23 protein-coding genes are annotated in these 21,611 nt (G+C 60.4%); 5 read left to right on the top strand and 18 right to left on the bottom strand.

Features of this window, described 5'->3' with window-relative positions; translation table 11 throughout:
- The first annotated feature begins 54 nt into the window (after positions 1-54).
- From HMPREF2565_RS00295 to HMPREF2565_RS00275, 5 genes are all read left to right on the top strand, one after another.
- On the top strand, positions 55-897 hold the full coding sequence (locus HMPREF2565_RS00295; protein ID WP_071406697.1) for a class I SAM-dependent methyltransferase: 843 nt from the start codon (positions 55-57) through the stop codon (positions 895-897).
- Between the two features lie 87 nt (positions 898-984).
- Positions 985-1,923, top strand: a complete 939-nt coding sequence (locus tag HMPREF2565_RS00290) for an ABC transporter ATP-binding protein (RefSeq protein ID WP_210385852.1) — start codon at positions 985-987, stop codon at positions 1,921-1,923.
- A gap of 12 nt (positions 1,924-1,935) precedes the next feature.
- Positions 1,936-2,733, top strand: coding sequence for an ABC transporter permease (locus HMPREF2565_RS00285; RefSeq protein WP_071406696.1), 798 nt, complete (start codon positions 1,936-1,938; stop codon positions 2,731-2,733).
- Positions 2,730-3,839, top strand: coding sequence for a sensor histidine kinase (locus HMPREF2565_RS00280; protein ID WP_141745866.1), 1,110 nt, complete (start codon positions 2,730-2,732; stop codon positions 3,837-3,839). The genes HMPREF2565_RS00285 and HMPREF2565_RS00280 overlap by 4 nt, the downstream gene beginning before the upstream one ends.
- 2 nt (positions 3,840-3,841) lie before the next feature.
- Positions 3,842-4,450, top strand: a complete 609-nt coding sequence (locus tag HMPREF2565_RS00275; RefSeq protein ID WP_071406695.1) for a response regulator transcription factor — start codon at positions 3,842-3,844, stop codon at positions 4,448-4,450.
- Positions 4,451-4,480: 30 nt separating this feature from the next.
- On the opposite strand, the gene der is transcribed toward HMPREF2565_RS00275, so the two are convergent.
- The 18 genes from der to HMPREF2565_RS00190 form a co-directional block, all read right to left on the bottom strand.
- Positions 4,481-6,109, bottom strand: a complete 1,629-nt coding sequence (gene der, locus HMPREF2565_RS00270; protein ID WP_046649238.1) for a ribosome biogenesis GTPase Der — start codon at positions 6,107-6,109, stop codon at positions 4,481-4,483.
- Positions 6,102-6,812, bottom strand: coding sequence for a (d)CMP kinase (cmk, locus tag HMPREF2565_RS00265; RefSeq protein ID WP_046649237.1), 711 nt, complete (start codon positions 6,810-6,812; stop codon positions 6,102-6,104). Before cmk ends, der begins: the two co-directional genes overlap by 8 nt.
- A complete protein-coding gene (locus tag HMPREF2565_RS00260) occupies positions 6,812-7,729 on the bottom strand; it encodes a pseudouridine synthase (protein ID WP_046649236.1) in 918 nt (305 codons plus the stop codon). The genes cmk and HMPREF2565_RS00260 overlap by 1 nt, the downstream gene beginning before the upstream one ends.
- Positions 7,730-7,814: 85 nt before the next feature.
- On the bottom strand, positions 7,815-8,429 hold the full coding sequence (gene scpB, locus HMPREF2565_RS00255; RefSeq protein WP_046649235.1) for an SMC-Scp complex subunit ScpB: 615 nt from the start codon (positions 8,427-8,429) through the stop codon (positions 7,815-7,817).
- Between the two features lie 16 nt (positions 8,430-8,445).
- Positions 8,446-9,243, bottom strand: coding sequence for a segregation and condensation protein A (locus HMPREF2565_RS00250; protein WP_071406694.1), 798 nt, complete (start codon positions 9,241-9,243; stop codon positions 8,446-8,448).
- A gap of 9 nt (positions 9,244-9,252) precedes the next feature.
- Positions 9,253-10,125, bottom strand: coding sequence for a ParA family protein (locus HMPREF2565_RS00245; protein WP_046649257.1), 873 nt, complete (start codon positions 10,123-10,125; stop codon positions 9,253-9,255).
- 185 nt (positions 10,126-10,310) lie between these two features.
- Positions 10,311-11,423, bottom strand: a complete 1,113-nt coding sequence (locus HMPREF2565_RS00240; protein WP_071406693.1) for a hypothetical protein — start codon at positions 11,421-11,423, stop codon at positions 10,311-10,313.
- Positions 11,424-11,468: 45 nt separating this feature from the next.
- The gene (gene xerD / locus HMPREF2565_RS00235; protein WP_070516263.1) at positions 11,469-12,347 is read right to left on the bottom strand and encodes a site-specific tyrosine recombinase XerD; all 879 of its coding nucleotides are present in this window, start codon (positions 12,345-12,347) and stop codon (positions 11,469-11,471) included.
- Positions 12,348-12,388: 41 nt separating this feature from the next.
- Positions 12,389-13,027: an NUDIX domain-containing protein gene (locus tag HMPREF2565_RS00230; protein ID WP_071406692.1), complete on the bottom strand. Its 639-nt coding sequence runs from the start codon at positions 13,025-13,027 to the stop codon at positions 12,389-12,391.
- Entirely contained in the window at positions 13,028-13,987 is a 960-nt protein-coding gene (locus tag HMPREF2565_RS00225) for a copper transporter (protein WP_071406691.1), read from the bottom strand.
- Complete coding sequence (gene steA, locus HMPREF2565_RS00220) at positions 13,987-15,171, bottom strand: putative cytokinetic ring protein SteA (RefSeq protein WP_071406690.1); 1,185 nt, start codon at positions 15,169-15,171, stop codon at positions 13,987-13,989. The genes HMPREF2565_RS00225 and steA overlap by 1 nt, the downstream gene beginning before the upstream one ends.
- A 26-nt stretch (positions 15,172-15,197) precedes the next feature.
- Positions 15,198-16,874, bottom strand: coding sequence for a DNA repair protein RecN (recN, locus tag HMPREF2565_RS00215; RefSeq protein ID WP_071406689.1), 1,677 nt, complete (start codon positions 16,872-16,874; stop codon positions 15,198-15,200).
- Between the two features lie 39 nt (positions 16,875-16,913).
- Complete coding sequence (locus HMPREF2565_RS00210; RefSeq protein WP_046649256.1) at positions 16,914-17,795, bottom strand: NAD kinase; 882 nt, start codon at positions 17,793-17,795, stop codon at positions 16,914-16,916.
- A 26-nt stretch (positions 17,796-17,821) separates the two neighbouring features.
- A complete protein-coding gene (locus HMPREF2565_RS00205) occupies positions 17,822-18,631 on the bottom strand; it encodes a TlyA family RNA methyltransferase (RefSeq protein WP_071406688.1) in 810 nt (269 codons plus the stop codon).
- Positions 18,632-18,671: 40 nt separating this feature from the next.
- A complete protein-coding gene (locus HMPREF2565_RS13845) occupies positions 18,672-18,833 on the bottom strand; it encodes a hypothetical protein (protein WP_168162645.1) in 162 nt (53 codons plus the stop codon).
- Positions 18,824-19,807 (bottom strand): HAD-IIA family hydrolase, encoded by a 984-nt coding sequence (locus tag HMPREF2565_RS00200; protein ID WP_071406687.1) that lies wholly within the window; start codon positions 19,805-19,807, stop codon positions 18,824-18,826. Before HMPREF2565_RS00200 ends, HMPREF2565_RS13845 begins: the two co-directional genes overlap by 10 nt.
- Positions 19,807-20,766: a tetratricopeptide repeat protein gene (locus tag HMPREF2565_RS00195; protein ID WP_371440994.1), complete on the bottom strand. Its 960-nt coding sequence runs from the start codon at positions 20,764-20,766 to the stop codon at positions 19,807-19,809. The genes HMPREF2565_RS00200 and HMPREF2565_RS00195 overlap by 1 nt, the downstream gene beginning before the upstream one ends.
- Positions 20,767-20,886: 120 nt before the next feature.
- Positions 20,887-21,611: hypothetical protein (locus HMPREF2565_RS00190; protein ID WP_371440993.1), on the bottom strand; the 725-nt coding region annotated here is incomplete at its 5' end.

Genomic DNA, 21,611 nt, shown 5'->3' with positions numbered 1-21,611 from the left:
AACATCGCACCGACATCTACGAACCCGCAGCGCCACGGTAAGTTTGGAAGCATCATGTGCTCTTCGCCTTCCGAACCATCTGTTTCCTCCAGCGCCTCTCCCGCTCACCCTCTGCCCGAGCACTACCCCAGCTACCGTCGGGCTTCGGGGAAGGAGGCGCCCAGCTTCGGCACTGCCCAACGACGCAGGCATTCCGCGCAAGCTTTTAGCGAAGGCGCGGAGACCTACCATGACGTGCGCCCTGGTTACCCACGCGAAGTGTCGCAGCTCATCGCTTCTGCACACACAGTTCTCGATGTTGGTGCAGGAACCGGCAAGCTCACTGAATCCCTGACCAATTCCGTCGTCTATGCCAGCGATCCATCCCCCGACATGACGCGTGTCCTGCGCCGGCTCGGAGTGCCGTGCTGGCGCGCCACCGCCGAGAACACAGCGCTCGCCAGCTCCTCCCTTGATGCCCTCACCTGCGCGCAAACCTGGCATTGGGTCGACGTCGACCAGGCATGTGCAGAATTCGACCGAATCCTTCGGCCGGGTGGCAAGGTCCTTTTGGTATGGAACACCCTTGACGTCAATGCAGACCCGTGGATCCTGCGTCTTTCCCGCATCATGCACTCCGGTGATGTCCACCGTCCCGGCTTTTACCCATCCTTTACCGCGCCGTGGACACTTCGTGAGGAGCTGCGCCTTACGTGGGAACACGAACTCACCCCTGAGGACCTGCATGAGCTAATGCATACTCGCTCGTATTGGCTTCGCAATGGAGAAAGAATCCACGAGCGCATGACCTACAACCTCAACTGGTATCTCTATGAGCACATGGGTTTTAAGCCCGGCCAGGTCCTGCGTATTCCGTACCGAACTGATGCTTTCGTGCTGGCGCGCTCAAGTGAGTAGCCACCTCCGTCAACCATGACAACTGTCATCCCGGATTCGTGACACCCTGTCTACGCTGTGAAAACCTTCGCGCCATAGCGTGAAGGTATGAGCACGACACGTACCACCCCACCAGCAATCGACGTCACCGCTGTAAGCAAGACCTTCAACGCCTCCTCCCGCAATCCTGTGCGCGCGCTTCACGACGTCTCTTTTAGCATTCAGCAAGGTGAAATCGTCGGCCTCTTAGGCACCAATGGCGCCGGCAAGACCACGCTGCTTGACCTCATCCTGGGGCTGACCACCCCAACCTCAGGGTTTATTAGTGTGCTTGGCGCCTCTCCATCTCATGCCTCTAAAAGTGGGCGTATCGGTGCCGTCATGCAATCTGGCGGCTTATTACCGGAGATAACCGTGAAGGAAACCCTTGAGCTTCTCGGTGCCGCGTTTCCCGTCCACCGCCCCTATCAGGAGATCATCGAGCGCGCCAACTTGGGCTCTATCCTCTCGCGCCGCGTGGGCAAGTGCTCTGGCGGCGAGCAACAACGTCTGCGCTTCGGGCTGGCCTTGTTGGGAGATCCGGAGGTGCTGCTTCTCGACGAACCAACCGCAGGCATGGACGCCGGCGCCCGCCGTCATTTTTGGGAGGCCATGCACGAGGAAGCTAGCGCTGGGCGAACGATTCTTCTCACCACTCACTATCTCGAAGAGGCAGATACGTTTGCGCAACGCATCATCATGCTCAACAGGGGCGAGATTCAAGCTGATGGCTCCACCGAGGAGATCCGCAATGCAAACGCCACCCGTACCATCCGTGCCAGCTTCCCCGACGGGATTCCGGACAACCTCGTGACCGGGTCTTTTCCAGGGGTGCTGTATCAAGAGCACACAGACACCGGCCTGTCCATCACGACCCGAGACTCTGATGCACTTGCTCGCTACTTACTCACCGAAACCACGGCCCGGGACATCACGATTTCCGGCCATAGCCTCGAAGACTCCTTTATGGAGCTCTCTAACGCTTCCCCCGACACGACTACCCCATAAGGAGACCCCACGATGAGCATCAACAATGCCGTAACTCCCACGCTCGGGACAACCCTCAACTACGCGGCCCACGACCTTAAACGTCTGCGCCGCGACCTGCCCACGCTCTTTTTCAGCATCGGCCTGCCAATCATTTTCTATATCCTCTTTGGCGCGATGCAAGAGTACGGCGACATCGAATTCAACGGTGGGAATGTCGCCGCACTGGTCATGATCGGTATGGCGCTCTATGCAGGAGCCACTGGCGCTGTGGGTGCAGCCGGATCTATGGTCGCAGAGAATCGCGCGGGTTGGGGCCGCCAACTAGCGTTGACTCCCCTTCGGTCTTCCCAGCTAGCCGTTGCCAACTTTCTCAACATCGCGGTTCGCGCCATCCTGCCCATTGCCGCTGTCTTCATTACCGGTGGGCTGACCAAGGCGTCCATGCAGCCGGACCAGTGGACGCTAGCTTTTCTCATAACTGTTGTCTGCGCCATTCCCTTCGGCTTCTACGGCATGGCCTGCGCTATGCTCATTCCCTCGGAAAACACCGTCTCCGTAGCGACCTCGACCATCGTCATACTTGCGTTTGCCGGGAACGTATTCATGCCGCTGAAGGAATCGCTGTTGGAGGTAGGTCGCTTCACCCCAATGTATGGCGCGCAAGCGCTTGCCCGTTGGCCCCTTTCTGAAGGCTCCCAGATGATCAATGGCGAACGCCTCTTCATTGAGGACCCGCTCTGGTACGCATACGTTAATATCGCTGTATGGACGGTGGTGTTCGTCGGGCTATGCCTGCTTTTGCACAAGCGCGACAAGGAGCGAACATGATGCGGAACTTCAGACCACGTGACGCTGCTTTCGCCGCTGTCTGGCTCATCTTTCTCCTACCGGTGCTGCTGCAGATCCTCCTCCAGCCCAGCTATTCCACCGCCCAGCGAACCTGGGCGGTTATTATCACCGCGGTGTTTTGTGCTGCTTACCTTGTCTCTTTCGGTACGGTGCACGACTATCCACGTGGGTGGTCACATAACCATCGAGTAGCTATCCGGTGGGTTATTCTCGCGCTGATCGCGCTTGCCGCCGTCCCTTCTCACGGCGCCTGGATTGTGGTCTTCGTGCCCTACCTCGGAGCCTTGATCGCTTTCACACTGCCGCTGAAAACTGCTGCCACCATCATTGCGTTCACCGGACTCGTAGCTAGCATTCCCGTCTGGGTGTACGACCGCCCACGCTTTGTTGACCTCGCAATAATCCTCTTCGGCTGGCCCCTCCTTATCTTGGCCCTCGGTGCTCTCTCCCAGCGCGAAGACACCGAAACAGCGTTGCGCCACGACCTGGATCTGGCCCAGCAACGAGAAGACATTGCCTCAGATATTCACGATCTCCTCGGCCATACCCTCACGGCTATCAACCTCAAGGCCGAAGTGGCCCGCCGGCTCATCGACCGCGACCCTACCAAGGCCGCTGCCGAGCTCGAGGAGATTAGTTCGCTGTCTCGGTTATCCCTTGCCGAGGTCCGCTCCACTGTTACTCGCATGAAGAACCCCACCTTTGCTGGCGAAATTCAAGCCGCGCGGCGCATTCTGGAAACCGCCGGAATCCAAGCTCACCTTCCAGAGACTCTCACCCAGCCACGGGCTCATGAAGATCTGTTCTCGTGGGCACTGCGCGAGCTCACCACCAACGTTGTACGTCATTCGGGTGCCACGCAGTGCTGGGTGATTCTCACTGAAGATTCCCTCCAGGTCACGGACAACGGCAACGGCTTCACGGAGGATGCCACGCAGGCGCTTGCCGACGGCCTCACGGGTCTCGCCGGCCTTCGCCACCGTGCAGAAGCTGTCGGTGGCGAGGTCATTGCTCAGCGTGCCGAAGGTGTGACCACGGTCCTCCTCGCCTTGGACGGCCACCGGCTGATTCAACAGGTGCGATAGTTATGAGCGAACACATCCGCGTACTCATCGCCGAAGACCAATCCCTGGTCCGGGGCGCTCTCACCGCTTTGCTGAGTACCGAACCCGACATCGACGTCGTTGCCGAGTGTTCCACCGGAGCCGAGGTCGCCGCACTCGTTGCTGAGCATCAGGTAGACGTCGCTCTACTCGACATTGAGATGCCCGGAATGAACGGTATCGATGCCGCAAAGTCTATCGCCAATACTCACTGCCGCAGCCTCATCGTCACCACGTTTGGCCGTCCCGGTTACGTCAAACGCGCCCTCAACGCGGGCGTCGATGGCTTCCTCGTCAAAGACACTCCCCCGGAGGAACTCGCCGATGCCATCCGCCGCGTCCACTCGGGTCTGCGTGTCATCGATCCGCAGCTTGCTCAGGACATACTCTTCACTCCCGACAACCCGCTAAGTGAACGGGAAATCGAGGTGTGCCGCCTACTCGTTCGCGGTCTCGGGTCCGCCGATATCGCAGCACACCTCCATCTCAGCGGCGGTACGGTGCGCAACCACGTGTCCGCCATCATGACGAAGACGCAGGCAAGCAACCGCTTTGAGGCCGCGCGGCGCGCCGAGGCCAACGGCTGGATTTAACCACGCATGGGGCCACCTCGCAGGTGGGTGTTAGCGGCGCTGACGGCGCTCGCGCACGCGCACCGCGATGCGCACCGGTGAGCCATGGAAACCGAAGCGCTCACGGAACTTGCGCTCCAGGTAACGGCGATAACCCGCATCCAGGAAGCCGGTCGTAAACAGCACGATCGTCGGCGGCTGCGTCGAGGCCTGGGTAGCGAACAGCACGCGCGGGAGGCGGTTGTTGTTCATCGGCGGCGGATTCGCGGCAATCGCCTCACGCATCCAGTTGTTGAGCTGACCAGTAGACACGCGTTGGTCCCAACTCTCGAGAGCCTCAATCATGGCAGGCTCTAGCTTCTGCAGGGCGCGGCCAGTCTCCGCAGAGATATTCACACGGGTCACCCACGGCAGGTGACGCAGGTTCTCATCGATTTCGCGCTCCAAGTAGTAGCGGCGATCCTCGTCCACAAGGTCCCACTTATTGAAGGCGATGACCAGGGCCTTACCGGCTTCCAGAATCATGTTGAGGACGCGCTGGTCTTGCTCGGAGACTTCCTGGGAGGCGTCGATAAGCATGATGCATACCTCGGCCGCATCAATCACGCCGCGCGTGCGCAGCGAAGCGTAGTACTCATGGCCCTGCGCGTTCTTGACCTTCTTGCGTAGGCCCGCGGTATCAATGAATTTCCATAGGCGCTGATCTAGCTGCACCAAGGAGTCGACTGGGTCGACCGTCGTGCCGGCGGCATTGTCAACCACGGAGCGCTCCTCCGCCGTCAGCTTGTTTAGCAAGGAGGACTTGCCCACGTTCGGCTTGCCCACCAGCGCCACGCGGCGAGGACCAGAGGTAATCGAGGAATGACGCGGCTCCTCCGGGAACAAACGCAGAATTTCATCCAAGACGTCGGCGCCGCCGCGGCCATGCTGGGCGGATACCGGCCATGGATCACCCAATCCAAGCCCGTAAAACTCGGCCATATCTGCGTACATGGTTTCCGAGTCAAACTTGTTGGATACCAGGATGACCGGGACCTCGGAGCGCTGCAGCTTTCGAGCCATGACCGCATCGGTCTCGGTGATGCCTACCTTGGTGTCCACCACGAACACGATGACATCGGCGGTCTCCATGGCCTGTTCGGCCTGACGTGCGATGGCGGCGTGGATGCCCTTGACGTTGGGATCCCAACCACCGGTGTCCTGAACGAAGAAGCGCTGTCCGTTCCAGTCCGCCACGTAGGACACACGGTCACGAGTCACACCTGGGTGGTCCTCCACCACGGCTTCGCGGCGGCCGAGAAAGCGGTTCACCAGGGAAGACTTACCCACGTTCGGGCGGCCGACAACGGCCACTGTGCAGAGGTTTTCCTCCGTGTGCTCCTCGCCCACGCCAAAGGCGTGAGATAGCGCCTCCCACTCTTCTTCGCTGAGCGGGTTCTCACCTTCAGCGATATCTTCTTCCTCGCCGAAATCGGCTTCGCCGAACTCGGAGTCGTCGAATTCCGACTCATCGAATTCATAGTCGAAGTCCTCAGAATCGAAATCCTTCTGCGCCCACCCGCCATGCGGATCGCGCACGACCTCTTCTTCGAGTTTGCCTACCGGGTAATGAAATTCCGTCTCGAATTCTTCCGGCTGCTGTTCGGGGTTCACGTTTGGGTTCTGCGGTCCATTAGTCATGTGAGGCCTCCTTTGCGGCCGATTCTTCGACGACGGCGATGAGGGCATCGAGGACCTCGTCTGGGGTCATCTCAGAGGTATCCACGAGTACGGCGTCCTCGGCTGGGCGCAGCGGCGAGGTGGCGCGGGAGGAGTCCGCAGCGTCGCGCCGCTCGACGTCGGCAAGCACGGTGTCAAAATCCGAGTCGATGCCCGCCGCACGGTTCTGATCGTGGCGGCGCTGCGCGCGGACCTCGGCGCTGGCCGTCATGAAGGCCTTAGCGGGAGCATCAGCGAGCACCACGGTGCCGATATCGCGACCCTCCACAATGGCACGGTGTGCCTGCGCGGCAAGGTTCCGCTGCAGCTCCACGAGGTTCTGGCGTACCTCCGGGATGGCGGAGACTGCCGACACGTTGCGGGTTACCTCGTCCTCGCGGATCACCCGGGAGACATCCTCGCCGGCAAAGATAACCTGCGTGGAATCCGGATCATCGGAAACCTCCAGAGGCAGGTTTGCGGTTGCGGCAATGACAGCGTCGGTATCCGCTGGGTCCACGCCCGCGCGCAGCACGGCAAGGGTAGCCACCCGGTACATGGCGCCGGTATCGACATACTTCGCGTCGAGGCGCTTGGCCAACGCGCGGCAGGTCGTCGACTTTCCGGTGCCCGACGGGCCATCCACGGCCAGAACGAGTCCCTGGTTTGGCATGTTTGAAATCATTACATCCCCACCGCCTTGTACAGGCTGGTTAATTCGTTGGAGTTCAATGCGCGCAAGGAGCCGGGCTTCATATCGCCCAGCTGCACGGTGTGGAGCTTGGTGCGCACAAGACGCTGGACCGGAAAGCCGGCCTCCTTCAGCATGCGGCGCACGATGTGCTTGCGGCCTTCGTGCAGCTCAAGACGCACCAGCGAATAGCCCTGGTTCTTGTCCACGATCTGCACATAATCCGCCTTCGCCGGGCCGTCTTCTAGTTCGACGCCCTCGCGCAGCTGGCGAACCAGCCTCTTATCGGCCTCACCCAAAACGGTGGCCAGGTAGGTCTTGGTGACCTCGTACTTAGGATGCATGAGGCGGTTGGCCAGCTCACCGTCGTTGGTGAGCAAAAGAAGGCCCTCGGTATCCGCATCGAGGCGCCCGACGTGAAACAGGCGCTGGCCCGCCACGACTCGATCCGCTACGACATCGCCCACGCACGGACGACCCATGTCATCCGACATAGTGGACTGCATGCCGCGGGGCTTGTTGAGTACGAAGTACTGAGTTTCTTCGTTGACGTTGATGCGTGTGCCATCGACGCGGATCACGTCCGTGTTGGGGTTAACTCGGGTGCCTTGGGTGATGATGACCTGACCGTTGACCTCAACGCGGCCCTCATCGATGAGAATCTCTGCATGGCGGCGGGAGGCAACGCCGGCCTTGGCCAGCACCTTTTGGAGGCGTTCGCCTTGGTTCTGGGAATTCTTCTTAGCTTTACCGTCTACCAGCCAGTCCGCGCCCAAGTCGCGGGCGACGGAATCGGCGGTGGCCTTTTTCTTTACGTGCTGATGGCGGGCCGGCTTAGCGTTCGAGACAATCATGTCGCTGTCTCGCTTTTTCTTGTCCGGTGTGCCATCGCGGCGAGCGGGTGGAGTCACGGATGTGTCCTCTCAATAGTTCTTCAATTTGCGGCGCGCGGAACCGCGCCGTTGTCCGGCCGCAATCCTACCGCACGGTGGGCCTTTATGAGTAGTCCTCATCGATCTGCTCGATGTCTGGCAGCAGCGGCGCGAGGTCTGGAAGACGCTCGAGGGAGTCAATTCCCAGAAGCTCCAGGAAAAGCTCAGTGGTCTCATACTGGTGTGCGTTGCCGACTGTGGGCTCGGGGCCTTCGATCTCTCGGATGAGCCCGCGCAGAAGCAGCGTGCGGACAACGCCATCGACGTTGACACCGCGAACACCAGCGACTTGGGCGCGGGTGACCGGCTGGCGGTAGGCGATGACCGCGAGGGTTTCCAGTGCGGCGCGCGAAAGCTTGGTTTGGGTCCCATCAAGCACGAACTGCTCGACGGCGTTTGCATTTTCTTTGCGGGTATAAAAACGCCATCCTTCCGGTGTCTCGCGCAGGTCGATGCCAGAGCCACGCTCAGTGAGCTCGCGCTCCACTGCCCGCAAAGTATCTCTGACAACGGAGACCTCCGCATCTACTACGCGGGCCAGCTCTTCCGCGCTGGCGGGCGAATCGATGACCAGAAGGATTGATTCGAGGCGTGAGCGCAATTGCGGGATGAGCGGAAGAGCCGCCGGTGCGCTCGGCACTGGGGCCTCACTGTGTGCTGCGGGTGACGTGTCCTCCATGAGTCGGTAGCGTACCTTAATCCCAGTTCGCCGCCGCAACAACGGCCGGATCCACGTCGAGCCCTGTCCACGACAGTTCCAACGGGCCCAAGGATTCTGGTTGGGACGCATCCACAGCCTTGGCTTTGTACAGCTCCAGCAATGCCAAGAAGCGGCCCACGACTTCCATGGAAATGGTGCAGTCCCGCGTTAACGCATCAAAGCTCATCCATTGCCCTGTGCCTAACAGCTTGAGCGTGGTAAGGATTTTTCCAGCCTGTTCCGGCACAGAGACGGCGACCTGGTGGATGTGACCGGTCGCGACTTCCTCGGGAGGCTTGGGGCGGAATACCCCGGCGGCGAGCTCCGCGAACGTGGCTGGGGTGTGTCCAAGTTTGACTGGTGGAAGAAGCTCGCTGAAGCGCTCCTCCATCGCCACCGCACGTGGATAGCGGCGCTGGGCGCCGCGCTGCCACTGCGCAAACTGGTCAGCGACCTGCTTATAAGCCTTATACTGCAGCAACCGCGCGAAAAGCAGATCTCGGGTCTCCAGCAGTTCGAGGTCCTCAAGATCATCGACCTCGCCGCGCGGCAATAAACGCGCCGCCTTCAAATCCAAAAGCGTAGCGGCGATGAGCAGAAATTCCGTCGTCTCGTCCAGGTCCGCGGTCTCCCCCAACGCTCGGGTATAGGCCACGAACTCATCGGTAACCTCAGACAGCGCCACCTCGGTGACATCTAACTTTTTCGCTTGAATGAGCTGGAGCAGCAGATCGAACGGACCCTCAAAATTGCCCAGCGCGATGCGAAAGCCGGTGATCTCCAGTTGGGTCATAATAGGCGGCTAGCCGTTGGCCCGCTCAATGACCTCTTTAGCTAGGTCGCGGTATTGCTTGGCAGCCTGCGAGCTCGGTGCCCAGGTGGTAATCGGTTCACCGGCTACCGAGGTCTCTGGGAAACGCACGGTCCGCGTAATCACCGTGTCAAAGACCTTATCCCCGAAGTACTCGACTACCCGGTCCATGACTTCGCGGGCGTGGCGGGTGCGACGGTCAAACATGGTGACCAGAATGCCCATGATCTCCAGGTCGAAATTGATGCGGTCAGCAACCTTCTCCACGGTGTCGGTCAACAGCGCGAGGCCGCGCAGGGAGAAGAACTCGCATTCCATCGGGATAATGACGCCTTGCGAACAGGCCAGCGCATTGACCGTAAGCAGGCCCAGGGAAGGCTGGCAGTCGATGATGATGAAGTCATAGTCCTTGCGTACCGGGCGCAGCGCTCGAGCCAAGGTGTGCTCGCGGCCCACCTCGTTGACCATCTGAATCTCTGCGGCGGAAAGATCAATGTTGGCCGGAACCAGGTCGAGCCCCGCCACGCCGGTGTGAACGATGGCAGAATGCACCGAGACCTCACTATCGAGCATGACGTCATAGATGGTGTCCTGAATCTGGTCATGAGTCAGACCCAATCCGGCGGACAGAGCGCCCTGCGGGTCCAAGTCAACGAGGAGGACTTTACGCCCCAACTCCGCCAAGCATGCTCCCATATTGATCGTGGACGTGGTTTTCCCCACGCCACCTTTCTGGTTGCACATGGAGATAATCGTGGCGGGACCATGCTTTTCCAATGGCTCTGGTTCCGGAAGCTCCCGCAGTGGCCGGCCGGTCAACCCGACCTGTGTTTCGGAGGCCTCAAACAGTCCCTCGTCGCTCACAGTCACACCTGCTTCCTTGACCTGTACGGCTCTAGTTAGGCCATCTTCGCGTTAGCCCTGCGGCACTCACCGGCGCCGCACTCTTACATCCTTGTGATTATAGGGTACCCCCTTGAGCACCCGCATCGCGATTATAGCCAGCAAAAGCCGCCACATAAAGCCTGGAAGCTAGACGACGAGAGCTTTTACTTCCGGTTCGAACGGAACCGACGGAGTGCGAACCCAGCGACCAATGCGATGATGCCGAGTGCCGCAATCCCCGCTATCACCGCGCCGGCGCCAAGGCCCGTATCAGTGCCTGATTCTTCGCTAGCTGTCGTGGCGCTGTCGCTGTCAAGCTGCTGCTCTGGAGGCACGTCGGTGGTGTTCTCTCGGGTTGGGTCTGTGAGTGTCACCACCAGCTCTGCCGACTGGGTGTCCTCGTTGATGAACTGCATGATGAAGGGGTTGTCGGGTTCCATGCCCTCTGGGTAGGTCAGGGTCATGGTGCGCGAGCCCTTATCAATGTCGCGTTTCACGCCCTCGATGAACTCCCCTTCCGCGTTGAGATAACGCAGCGTGACGCCTTCATCCTCAAGATGCTTGAAGCGGTTATAAAGGTCCAGCGCTTGTTTCAAACCTAGCTTGGCGTGAATGGTCTGGCCTTCGATGGTGGATTCTAGGTTGACATAGGACGTGTGGGAATCATCCACGCCTTCCCAGCCACGGCCCGTACGGTGCGGTTGCGCGTGGCCGGTGCTGGAACTATCCGCACCGGTCGCCGCTCCGCCATCGCTTGCATCGTCTGTGACGTCGCCGTTTCCACCCAGTTCTTCGTTACCTTGTTGGTTCTCTGCGTCGTTACCTTGTTGGTTCTCTGCGTCCTCCGGCCCCGGCTGGCCACCACCAAGGCGCCCCGGATCGACGCTTTCGGCAGCGTCGTTGAGTTCCTCGGCGGTGACATCGGCGTCAGCAACGAGCACGATGGTCATGGTCACGCCCTGGTAGGTCACTGGAACGGTAATCTGTCCACCTGCTGGCGGGGCCGTCACCGTAGCAGTGCCACCTGAGGCGCTCACATTCCACCCATCGGCAGCCACGGAGACGTCGACAGGCACCGGCAGGGAAACCGTCGTGGTTTGTCCAGCCGGCACGGGGATGGTGGCATCCTGAGCATGGGCAACTGCCGCGCCGAGCCCGGGGATTCCGTCCTTCGCGCTCACCGGGTTGGCCGCAACACCGGCAAGTGGAAATACGGTGAGCGCGAGAGCAATCGCAGCCCCGCGAAAGGTCCGGGAAGCGCGAGCAGATGAAGTCATAGAAATCCTTTTCGTTGATGTAAATCGAACTGATTCTAGGCGCCTTTAGGCGCGTGGATGAGCAGTGCGCCACACCTCGCGAAGCGAATCCGCAGTCACGTGCGTGTAAATCTGCGTCGTCGTCACGGAAGAATGACCCAGCAGTTCCTGAACTGTACGCACATCCGCACCACCCTCCAGCAGGTGGGTAGCAAAGGAGTGACGCAGGGTGTGCGGAGAGATGTTGGCGCTCAAGTGCGCGCGCTGTGCAGCGGACTTGATGGCGGCCCATGCGCTTTGCCGTGACAGGGCCTTGCCCCGGGTGTTGAGGAATAGCGCGTGGGAGGCTCCAGTTGCTAAGACCGGCCGTGCCCGCACGAGATAATGCTCGACCGCTCTTACCGCGTGCGAACCCAACGGAACGAGGCGTTGCTTATCGCCCTTGCCGCTCAGCAGCAGAATATCGCGCACGGACGTCGGCCCCTCAGCCGTTACGTCATCCACGCTCAAGGAGATCACTTCGGAGATGCGCGCGCCCGTGCCGTAGAGAACCTCCAGCAAAGCGCGATCGCGGATGTCTATGGGGGCTGCGGATTCATCAGTGGGAATGGCGTTGAGCAAAGTCTCGACGTCCTCCACGCTGAGGGTCTCCGGTAGCGCTTGGGCCCGCTTGGGCGGCGAAACCTCCGCCGCGACGTCTTCTTCAATCATCCCCTCCGCGAGCGCAAATTTATGCAGCCCACGCGCGACGATCAGCGCTCGACTGGCCGAGGACTGGGCGAGGGATTCACGCAGGTACATGAGGTAGTTCTCCACGTGCGCGCGAGAAACCTGGCGCAAATCCGTGATCCCAGATTCCGCTAGCCACGACACGTAGCGATTGATGTCACGCCGGTAATTACTCACCGTGTTCTTCGAGGCACCTTTTTCCACCATGAGGTGCATCAGCCACGCTTGCCCAGCGGCGGCAGCGGGAGTCGTGCTGCTCACAGCTTCTTCAAATCCGGTCCGGTACGCCGGCTAGCCAGCGACTGCGGCCGCAACTCGAAAGGTGAATCAACCGGCCGCGGTGTGCGTCCTTCACGCACACAGGCATAGGCGGCGAGAATTCCGGCCACTGCAATAGAGTTCACAATCTCGCCGGCGAGGATGCGATCGACGGCCTCCGCGAGCGACACCCACGAAAACCCCATGTCGGCCTCTTCATCACCTGTGGCCTCGAGCTTGGCGACGTCCCGCAGCCCACGCGCCACGAACACTCGTACGGCTTCTTCACAAAAGCCCGGGGAGGTCACCAGATCGGTCAACACACCCCAGTTCTCGGCGGCCAGTCCGGCCTCTTCTTGGAGTTCACGTTGTGCGCCAATGAGCTCATCTTCACCTTTGACGTCGAGCAAACCGGCTGGCAGCTCCCACAGGCGTTTGCTCACACTGTGGCGGTACTGCTCCACCATGGCGACTCGGTTGTCCTCGTCCAAAGCCACAACGGCCACGGCACCGAGGTGCTCGACGATCTCCCGCTGCGCCACGACATCTCCCGGCATCACAACGTCATCACGGCGGACGGCGATAATGGGGGCGTCGACAAGCAGCTCGCTTCCCACCGTACGAAACTCGTGTGGCATTTAGAGATCCTTCGGCAGCGCCGGCGCGGCGCCCTCGGCATTCGCTGCAGAACCGTACACGCCGCGGCCGCCATCAAGCTGCTCCTTGACGGCCAAAACGCTGGCCATCTGGGAGACCGGGTGGTCGATGGAGTCCACGGTACTAATCCCAGTCTTGGCCGCCCGCAGCTTTTCCAACACTCCGCCATCCCCTGCAGACTGCACGCGCCCGGCATACACCATGGCGGCGTCCGTGGACTCGAAACCTTCCAGGAACTTGACGGTGGTGTCGATAGCGTACTTCTTGCCAGGGCTCTCTTCGTCTTCTCCCGGTGTCAGGCCGCCGCCGACGATTACGACCGCCTGAGCGGGCAGGATCGTGCCATCCTTGTAGTCGATGTAGCCGGCATCGCGCAAGGCACGCAGCAAGGTCGCCCGATCGTCGACGGTGGCAAGCGGTTGGGTGGTCTTAGCATCCATCATCAGCCCAGCAGCAAGCGCTTGGCCGGCATGAGTACCGGCATCGATCTTCTTCTTATCGAGCTTCGCTCCTGCCGGCAGCGTGGTGGTGACGAGGGACAACAACTTGTCTGCGGATTCCTGGGCCAAGAATTTTTCGGTCAGTTTAATGCTTCCAGCGTCGGTGGAATCGGCGGAGCCTAGAAGATCCTTCACAGCGGTGACATCGGCATCATTGGCGTCGGGCATGCTGAGTACCATGACCGGACGCTGGACTAGAGTGCCGTCGACGACGTAACGGCCGAGGTCCCCCATCACGGAATCAGCGGAATCCAGCTGGGCCTTCGCAATGTTGTGGTCAAGCACCAGCTTGCTGTATTTTTCTCGGACCTCGTCGTTGGACTCCCCACCGCGCCCCGGGGTGGAGTCCATGTTCGGTGCGATGACCAACGTGCCCAACGCAATACCAATGGCTGCGCCGAAGCCAAGGCCGGTGACAATCAGGGATTTAGGCGAACCCATTATTTGAACCACCCCTGCACGCTCAGCGCGAAGTTGTTCCACGTATCGATCAGGTTCTGCAGGAATGATTCATCGCCACCCAGGCCGACGATGAGGATGACCACAGCCAGCGCCACGAGGATGCCCAGCAGGGCCCACAGCCACCCCATTGCGCCGGAATTCGGCGCGGTGTAGAGGTTGATGACGGCGTCCGCGTCCACGAGGCGCGTACCGGCCTTCATATGGCACAACAGGGCTGCGGGCGTGGCAGTCGGCTCGTTGGCAAAGATGTCATCGAGATCGAGGGCGCCTCCAACCTGCACAATCATCTGCGCTTCGTGGTAATCCGCGAGCAGGAGTGCAAGATCCGTTGCTGAGTCTGTCGCAGCCGGGAATGTCATCGCGCCAATTCCCAGATCCTGAATGCGCTCGAGTCCTTCCGCAGTGCCGTCCGGCTCAGCTGGGAGGATAACTTGGGCACCACTGCGCAGGGTTTCAGAGCTCACTTCCGAAGGATTTCCCACGATGAAGTTAGGCTGATAGCCCAGCTCAACCAAAGTATCTGCGGCAGAGTCGACACCGATGATGACGGGTTCATACTCGCGGATGAAGTTGCGCAGCAGCGTGAGCTTTTTGCGGTGCTCCTCAGAGGGCGACACCACGAGGACCTTGCGTCCCGCCATGACAGAACCGGCATCCGGAACACCAAGGCCATCGATGAGGAGCGGGCCTTCGGAGTGAATGAACTGGATGGAATTGCCGAAGTAGGCTTCCATATGGTCGATAAGTTCGCGTTGCGCGGAGGAGAAGTTCTTCTCCGCGCGGTCCCGGGTAACCACCGTTCCAGAAGACAGCTGGGTATCCCCCACATACACCGTCCCGTCCTCAGTAAGACGCGCCTTCTTCCCGTCCTTGAAGTTGCTGACGAAATCTTGGCCCACGCCCTCGATAAGGGTGACGTCGGCGTCGAGAAGCATGTGCGGGCCATAATTCGGAATGGAGCCGGTAGAAAACTCCGCCACGTTAATCACAGCAGCTGGTTTCATATCCACGAGGGTCTGGGCCTCTTGGCGGGAGATGTTGGCGGCGTTGATGACTGCGAAGTCACCGGCGCTGAACTTCTTCATGCCCTTGCCACCCGGGGTGCAATCACGCAGCGCGCCGTGTTCTCCAGGCAGATCGGTGTTACGGGAAAACAGACTCATGCCTGACAGTTTCCCCTGTTAGGCGCTCAATGTGTGGAAGGCGCGCGGAAACTCTCTACTTCTGCTTGAGCCCGGTCGAAGAGCTCCTGGGCATGCGCGCGGCCAGTCGCGGTGTCATCAAGACCAGCGAGCATGCGGGCGAGTTCCTCGACGCGTTCCTCGGCGCTCAAATCCGCCACGCCTGAGGTGAATTTCTCCTTGGACACGTGCAGGTGCGAATCCGCATAGGCAGCCACTTGGGGCAGGTGGGTCACGCAAATGACCTGGTTGGTGATGGACAGGCGCGCTAGACGACGCCCAATCTCCACCGCCGCGCGCCCACCGACGCCGGCATCTACCTCATCGAAGACCAACGTGGTTCCGTCGCCGCTGGCGAGTACCACTTCCATCGCCAGCATGACGCGGGAGAGCTCACCGCCGGAGGCGGCCGAGGCCAAGGGCTTTCCGTTGAGTTGGAATTCCACTTCATCCGCGCCCGTCTTGGAGTACTTCGCCTTGTGCACGGCGACCGTCAGTGTGGAATGAGGCATGGCCAAGCCGTGAATCTCCTCGGTGACCTGCGAGCCCAGCTTCTTCGCTGCCTTGGTGCGGGCGGCGGTGAGCTTCTCGGCCTTAGCCACCATTGTCTTTTCGGCCGCCATTACCTCCTTCTTCAATGCTTCGAGGGCCTCGGTGGAGGTGTCCAACGTCGCGAGTTTCGCTTCTGCCGCGTCACGCCAGGCCAACACCCCATCGATGTCTGCGGCATACTTACGTGTCAGGCGCTTGAGCTCCTGTTGGCGCTGCAGGGATTCCTCGAGGAGGTTGGGATCTGCGGGGAGATTTCCCAGATACGTGGTGAGCTCAGCGGCAATATCGGTCAATTGCGCGGTGACCTCGCTCAATCGCTCCCCGAGCCGCGCGAGTTCGACGTCGCTGGCCCCAGCCAGCGCGGTTTCAGCGGTGCCGACGAGGTTGACTGCGGTGTCCTCATCACCGAAACCTTCCCCACCATCGAGGGCGCTCAGCGCGGTGGCGGCTCCCTCGCGCAGGGCATCAACATCCTGCAGGCGCTTAATGAGGGTCACGAGCTCTGCGTCCTCGCCCGGTTCCGGGTCAAGGTCCGAAATCTCCGTTATCGCGAACTGGAGCCGGTCGACTTCCTGTGCCATCTCACGCCGTGATTCTGTACGGCGCTGGTAGTCCTTGGCCAACGCGCGCCAGCGGCTAAATGCCTGGGTATATGCCTCGCGGACCGCGTCGACTGCAGGGTCGAAGCGGTCAATGGCCGCCAGCTGTTGATCAGTAGACAACAGCCTCAGCTGATCGTTTTGCCCGTGGACGGTAATGAGATGGGAAGCGAACTCCCCCAGCGTCGCCGCTGGCACCGCTCGCCCACCCAGGTAGGCCCGCGAGCGTCCCGCAGCCGACACCGTGCGGGAGGCGATGTATTCGCCGTTCTCATCGGGCTCTCCCCCGGCTTCCTCGACTAGTTCCGCCACGGCCTTCGAGTCAGAAGAAAAGTGCCCTTCGACGGCAGCTTTGGAGGCTCCTTCGCGCACGCGCGAGGCATCAGCGCGCCCTCCCGCGAGCAGGCGCAGTCCGGTCACCACCATGGTCTTGCCAGCACCGGTTTCACCAGTGAGCACGGTGAGCCCCTGCGAAAGCTCCGCGGTGGAGCTTTCAATTACACCGAGATCAGAAATGCTGATATCAACGAGCACGGAGAGTTATCTTCCTTCCTGGTTACGCGCTAGAGCAGGTTAATGCCGCGGTCCGCGCCAGCCTTCCACGGGAAGGCGCAGCTTGGACACAAGCCGGTCAGTGAAAGGCTGGTGGTCAAGGCGAACCCACCGCACCGGCCGTTCACCGCGCACGATTTCCACGCGTGAGCCTGGGGGCATGGAGATTTCCCGAAAACCATCGAGGATCACCACGGCGGGAGTCGTTGCCGATGCCGATTCCACCGCTACCTGTGAATCCGGAGACACCACGAGCGGCTTGGTAAACAATGCGTGCGCGTTATTCGGCACCACCAGGATGGCATCGAGCGAAGGCCACAGCACAGGGCCGCCGGCGGAGAAGGCATAAGCCGTGGAGCCCGTAGGGGTAGAAATAAGTACACCGTCGCACCCAAAAGCGGATACTGGGCGGCCATCCACTTCGAGGATGGCATCAAGCACTCCGGACCTGTTGAGATTTTCAATCGACGCCTCATTCAGCGCCCAGCTGCGCTCACGCAACGCGCCTTCCGAATCGAAGACGCTCACGTCGATGGTCAGGCGGTCTTCGACGTCATAGGACTGCTCGATGACGCGCACGAGCGCACGGTCTAGGGACTCCGCTTCCCATTCTGCGAGGAAGCCCACGTGCCCCAAGTTGATGCCCAACACCGGAACGTCCACGGCGCGGGCCATATCCGCAGCGCGCAAGAACGTGCCATCGCCTCCGAGCACCAACACCAGTTCGCAGCCCTCTGCTGCCGCTGGTGTATGCCGGACGTGCTGCAGCCCGGGAAGCACAGTATCCGCAGCACAGACGCGCACCTTAATGCCTGCCTCCTGCAGCAGCTCCGCGGCCCGGTGGGTGGCGGCAAGGTTTTCCTCGCGACTGGCGTGCGGGACAAGAAGAATTTCACGGCGCATGGTGCCATCCGCGGCGCTGGTAGTGCTCACTGAGGTCCTTCCTTAATTGCCGTATCAATCAGTACGTCCAGCCTATCCTCCGGGGTGGACATCGCGTCCTTGACCAGCCAGAGGAAATACTCGACGTTACCGCTCGGTCCCGGTAGCGGGGAGGCAGCCACACCTTTTACGCTTAGGCCGAGCTCCTGAGCGAAGACCGCCACGTCCTTGGTTACTTCCGCGCGAAGCTCGGGTGACCGCACCACGCCGCCGGCGCCAATACGGTCCTTACCTACTTCAAACTGTGGCTTGACCATGGGCAGTAACCACGCGCCATCGACCATGCATTCCACGATGGCCGGAAGCACCAATTTCAAGGAGATAAAAGATAAGTCACCCACCATGGCATCGCACGGCCCACCGGTCTGCTCTAGGGTCAGATTGCGAATATTCGTGCGGTCTAGCACGGTAACGCGCTCATCGTTTTGCAGGCGCCACAACAGCTGCCCGTAGCCCACGTCAACCGATAACACCTCCGCGGCACCGCGGCGCAAACAGACATCGGTAAACCCACCGGTCGACGCTCCTGCATCCAACACGCGCTTGCCCTTCAGATCCACGTCAAAGGCTTCGAGTGCGCCCAAGAGCTTGTGCGCGCCTCGCGACGCCCAGTCATCCCCCTCACTGGCCTCCACCTTGATGGATACCTCTGGTTCCACCACCGTGGCGGGTTTGGTGGCCTTGAAACCACCAACCGTCACGCGGCCGGCCTTGATCATCTCAACAGCGTGCTCACGTGAGCGCGCGATCTTTCGGCGTACCAACTCCGCGTCAAGACGGCGACGTTGCGGTGGCATAGACAGGTCCTCTTTCCCCTACATTCCTTGGTGTAAAGCGCTAGTTGTCTTGAAGCGCATCCCGCAGCACGGTGTGAGCACGGTCCAGCTGGACCAGCTCCTGCTCAAGAGTTTCCGATGGCTCGTTAAGAATCGCGGCGATGGACGCATCCAGCTTTTCTGGGGCAAGCACCGCCCGCGGGTCATGGGGCTTTACCGCCATGTGGATACTACCCTTTCAGCGGCCTCGCTCCGCGGCTGAATATAGCGAGGAGGCTCAGCGCCCGCCCAGGCTACTTCCAAAACCGTGCGCAGCGCCTCGACCGAAGTCGACTTCTCATCGCCTCCTTGGAGGACAATGTCATAACCGTCATACCGAGCCCGGAATCCACCCTGGGCTCCTGGCCGTGCCTGTGCTTCCGAGAGGGAGAGCTCGTGGAAGCCCGCGCCGATGAAATTGGGACGTGCCTCCGGAATGGCTTCAATAAGCGCCAGCTCACGAGATACACCGGTCAACACGTGGAACGTATCCATCGCTGCGTTATTACCACCGACGATATCGGTGTCCAGACGGTCGCCGACAGCAAGGGGCTTGGTCGACCCCACCAGCTTGGCCGCCTGCGTAAACATAGCGGGCTCCGGTTTGCCTGCAGAAATAGGTTCAACGCCCGTGGTCGAAACAACAGCCGCGACGAGCGAGCCATTGCCCACGGCCATTCCTCGCTCCGTCGGCAGCGACGTATCGAGGTTGGAGGCGTAGTATTTCGCACCTTGATTGATAGCAAATGCCCCCTCGGAAAGCTGTTCCCAACCGACCGACTTATCCATGCCTTGCAACACTGCCGCAGGCTTATCATCGGCGCTGTCGACTATTTCGAACCCTGCCTCACGGGCCAGAGTGCGGAATGAGTCAGCGCCGATAACGAGAACCTTGGTTCCTGCCGGGAAGTCCTCACGGGCAATCTTGACTGCGGCTTGCGCGGAGGTAACAACATGGTTGGCATCCGTTTTCAATCCAATTTCTCCCAGCATGCCAGCCACGGTCTGGGGGCTGCGGGAAGCATTGTTCGTCACATACACCGCGGGAACACCGCAGGAGTTAATAACGTCAACGACGCACTGGAGCGCCTGTCCTCCCTCCCACACGGTTCCGTCAAGATCTAGCAGCAGCGAATCGTGGGTCTTGAGAATACTCATTATTTACATTCGGTCAGACGCTCCGCGGCGTCGGTCCAGTCTCCTTCATCGATGTCAACCGCGTGCTGGAACCATTCCTGTGCCTCATCCTTACGGCCGGCCTCCAGCAGAGCATTGGCGTAAGCATAAGAAAGGCGGCAGGCAGACACGCCTGTGGCGTCCTTGTTCGGCTGCGCGCGCTGAATCGTGACCACAGCAGAATCTGCTTGACCCATGTCTAAGCGTGCACCTGCAGCCACGATTGCCAACTCGATGGCATCCTCCGGTGCCAGCTCCTTGGCCTCTTCGCTGCGCCACAATTCCACGGCCTTCTCTGGGCGACCAAGGCCGCGTTCACAATCCGCCATCACGGCAAGCAATCCAGGGCCACCGGAAATGCGGCGCGCAGCGCGCAACTCCGCCAGAGCTTCCTTCCACTCCCCAGCACGGTAGGCGGCGATTCCATTCATTTCACGCGCAACCGATACGCGTCCAGCGCGATCCTTTGCCGCGCGCGCGTGGCGAAGTGACAGCTGCGGGTCATCATCAAGCCACGTTGCCGCCATAATGAGATGCTTGGCCACTGCTTCGGAGTTTTCCTTCGATAGCGAGGAGAGGTCCTGCAGCACAGAAGGATCGAGGTCAGTGATATCGATATCAGATGGCAGATCCGGGTCCGTCATGCGGCGATTGATCCGCTCCTCACGGTAGCCCGAACGCTGCGGATGCGAGGCCTTGTGCTTATCACGATCGTGGCCCTGCCGATCGTTGCGGCGATCCCCACGACGAGGTTTCGCACCAGCGCGACCGCCACGGCGGTCATCGCGGCGATCGCCGCGACGCTCTTCTCGACGCCCCGATGCGCCGCCACGCTTTTCAAACTTCCGGCCACCAGAGCGGTTGTTTCCCCGGTTGCTTTCCGAGGAACCTTCGCGGCCACGCTCGTGGTCGCGGGAGTTAGATTCAGACATTAAATCCATGCACTTTCTGCGGTAGACGCGTCCGTATGTACCGAACCAGTGTACAGGTCAGCGGCCCGAAACCGGCAATGCACCGACTGGTGAGTGAAATGACCCACAACCATGGCTAATAGTCAAAATTCACGGGCCATCAGGCAAGGAATCAAGCCGATCCAATGGCCAACCATGCCGAACGCGATCCAAGCCCGCAGCCACCTGTGAAGCGGACAGCCTATGTTCCACGCTTCCGTCGTCCAACGGCCGACCACGAACGACTGCCCAGAATGTCCACCCGTTATTACGGATTGCATCAAGGCGGATCCCCTGGCGGTCACGCGCCATGACAGCGCCTTCCCTAATCATTCGGTCCAACCTCAGCCCTTCCACGGACACCTCGAGCATCCGGGACTCGCCGTTTGGCGCCACGACCAACGCCCTCGTGGCATAAAAATTCCCCTTCTTCCCACGCCTGGCATTCTCCTCATCGTGAAAAAGACTGCCAAGGAGAACCGGATAAAAATCGATCCAGCCATTCTTCCAGGCCCTATTAATGCGAAGAACAAACAGCGCATGCTTAGCGATGAGAAATAAAAAATAAAGGAGCAACGCGCCAAGAAGAAACGCCAAGAGAACCGGAACCTTGAAGCTGTTAAGAAGCAAGCCCACAAAGAAGATGAGTCCCGCTGCCAAGACCATCGCTCCGAAAAACACAAGCCCACTACGGATATCGCGCACTTGCGGAACAGGCTCTACTGATTCAAAGACCGGACAAAGGTTGTAGGGAGAGGGGTTCTCGTTTTTTCTCCCGTAGGGAACAGCCTTCAGTTCCTTCAGGAAGGGGCCTGACCCCCGGAAAGTAGACACGT

Origin of the sequence: Corynebacterium sp. HMSC072A04, assembly GCF_001809235.1 — a bacterium.
Lineage (GTDB): Bacteria > Actinomycetota > Actinomycetes > Mycobacteriales > Mycobacteriaceae > Corynebacterium > Corynebacterium hiratae.
The sequence above is the reverse complement of the archived record's forward strand: the minus strand, read 5'-3'. Positions and strand labels throughout refer to the sequence as shown.

What these genes read in the sequence shown, in the direction of transcription:
- HMPREF2565_RS00295 (WP_071406697.1), top strand. Translation starts at nt 55, where the DNA reads ATGTGCTCTTCGCCTTCCGAACCATCTGTTTCCTCCAGCGCCTCTCCC.
- HMPREF2565_RS00290 (WP_210385852.1), top strand. Translation starts at nt 985, where the DNA reads ATGAGCACGACACGTACCACCCCACCAGCAATCGACGTCACCGCTGTA.
- HMPREF2565_RS00285 (WP_071406696.1), top strand. Translation starts at nt 1,936, where the DNA reads ATGAGCATCAACAATGCCGTAACTCCCACGCTCGGGACAACCCTCAAC.
- HMPREF2565_RS00280 (WP_141745866.1), top strand. Translation starts at nt 2,730, where the DNA reads ATGATGCGGAACTTCAGACCACGTGACGCTGCTTTCGCCGCTGTCTGG.
- HMPREF2565_RS00275 (WP_071406695.1), top strand. Translation starts at nt 3,842, where the DNA reads ATGAGCGAACACATCCGCGTACTCATCGCCGAAGACCAATCCCTGGTC.
- der (WP_046649238.1), bottom strand. Translation starts at nt 6,109, where the DNA reads ATGACTAATGGACCGCAGAACCCAAACGTGAACCCCGAACAGCAGCCG.
- cmk (WP_046649237.1), bottom strand. Translation starts at nt 6,812, where the DNA reads ATGATTTCAAACATGCCAAACCAGGGACTCGTTCTGGCCGTGGATGGC.
- scpB (WP_046649235.1), bottom strand. Translation starts at nt 8,429, where the DNA reads ATGGAGGACACGTCACCCGCAGCACACAGTGAGGCCCCAGTGCCGAGC.
- HMPREF2565_RS00250 (WP_071406694.1), bottom strand. Translation starts at nt 9,243, where the DNA reads ATGACCCAACTGGAGATCACCGGCTTTCGCATCGCGCTGGGCAATTTT.
- HMPREF2565_RS00240 (WP_071406693.1), bottom strand. Translation starts at nt 11,423, where the DNA reads ATGACTTCATCTGCTCGCGCTTCCCGGACCTTTCGCGGGGCTGCGATT.
- xerD (WP_070516263.1), bottom strand. Translation starts at nt 12,347, where the DNA reads ATGCACCTCATGGTGGAAAAAGGTGCCTCGAAGAACACGGTGAGTAAT.
- HMPREF2565_RS00230 (WP_071406692.1), bottom strand. Translation starts at nt 13,027, where the DNA reads ATGCCACACGAGTTTCGTACGGTGGGAAGCGAGCTGCTTGTCGACGCC.
- HMPREF2565_RS00225 (WP_071406691.1), bottom strand. Translation starts at nt 13,987, where the DNA reads ATGGGTTCGCCTAAATCCCTGATTGTCACCGGCCTTGGCTTCGGCGCA.
- steA (WP_071406690.1), bottom strand. Translation starts at nt 15,171, where the DNA reads ATGAGTCTGTTTTCCCGTAACACCGATCTGCCTGGAGAACACGGCGCG.
- HMPREF2565_RS00210 (WP_046649256.1), bottom strand. Translation starts at nt 17,795, where the DNA reads ATGCGCCGTGAAATTCTTCTTGTCCCGCACGCCAGTCGCGAGGAAAAC.
- HMPREF2565_RS00205 (WP_071406688.1), bottom strand. Translation starts at nt 18,631, where the DNA reads ATGCCACCGCAACGTCGCCGTCTTGACGCGGAGTTGGTACGCCGAAAG.
- HMPREF2565_RS13845 (WP_168162645.1), bottom strand. Translation starts at nt 18,833, where the DNA reads ATGGCGGTAAAGCCCCATGACCCGCGGGCGGTGCTTGCCCCAGAAAAG.
- HMPREF2565_RS00200 (WP_071406687.1), bottom strand. Translation starts at nt 19,807, where the DNA reads ATGAGTATTCTCAAGACCCACGATTCGCTGCTGCTAGATCTTGACGGA.
- HMPREF2565_RS00195 (WP_371440994.1), bottom strand. Translation starts at nt 20,766, where the DNA reads ATGGATTTAATGTCTGAATCTAACTCCCGCGACCACGAGCGTGGCCGC.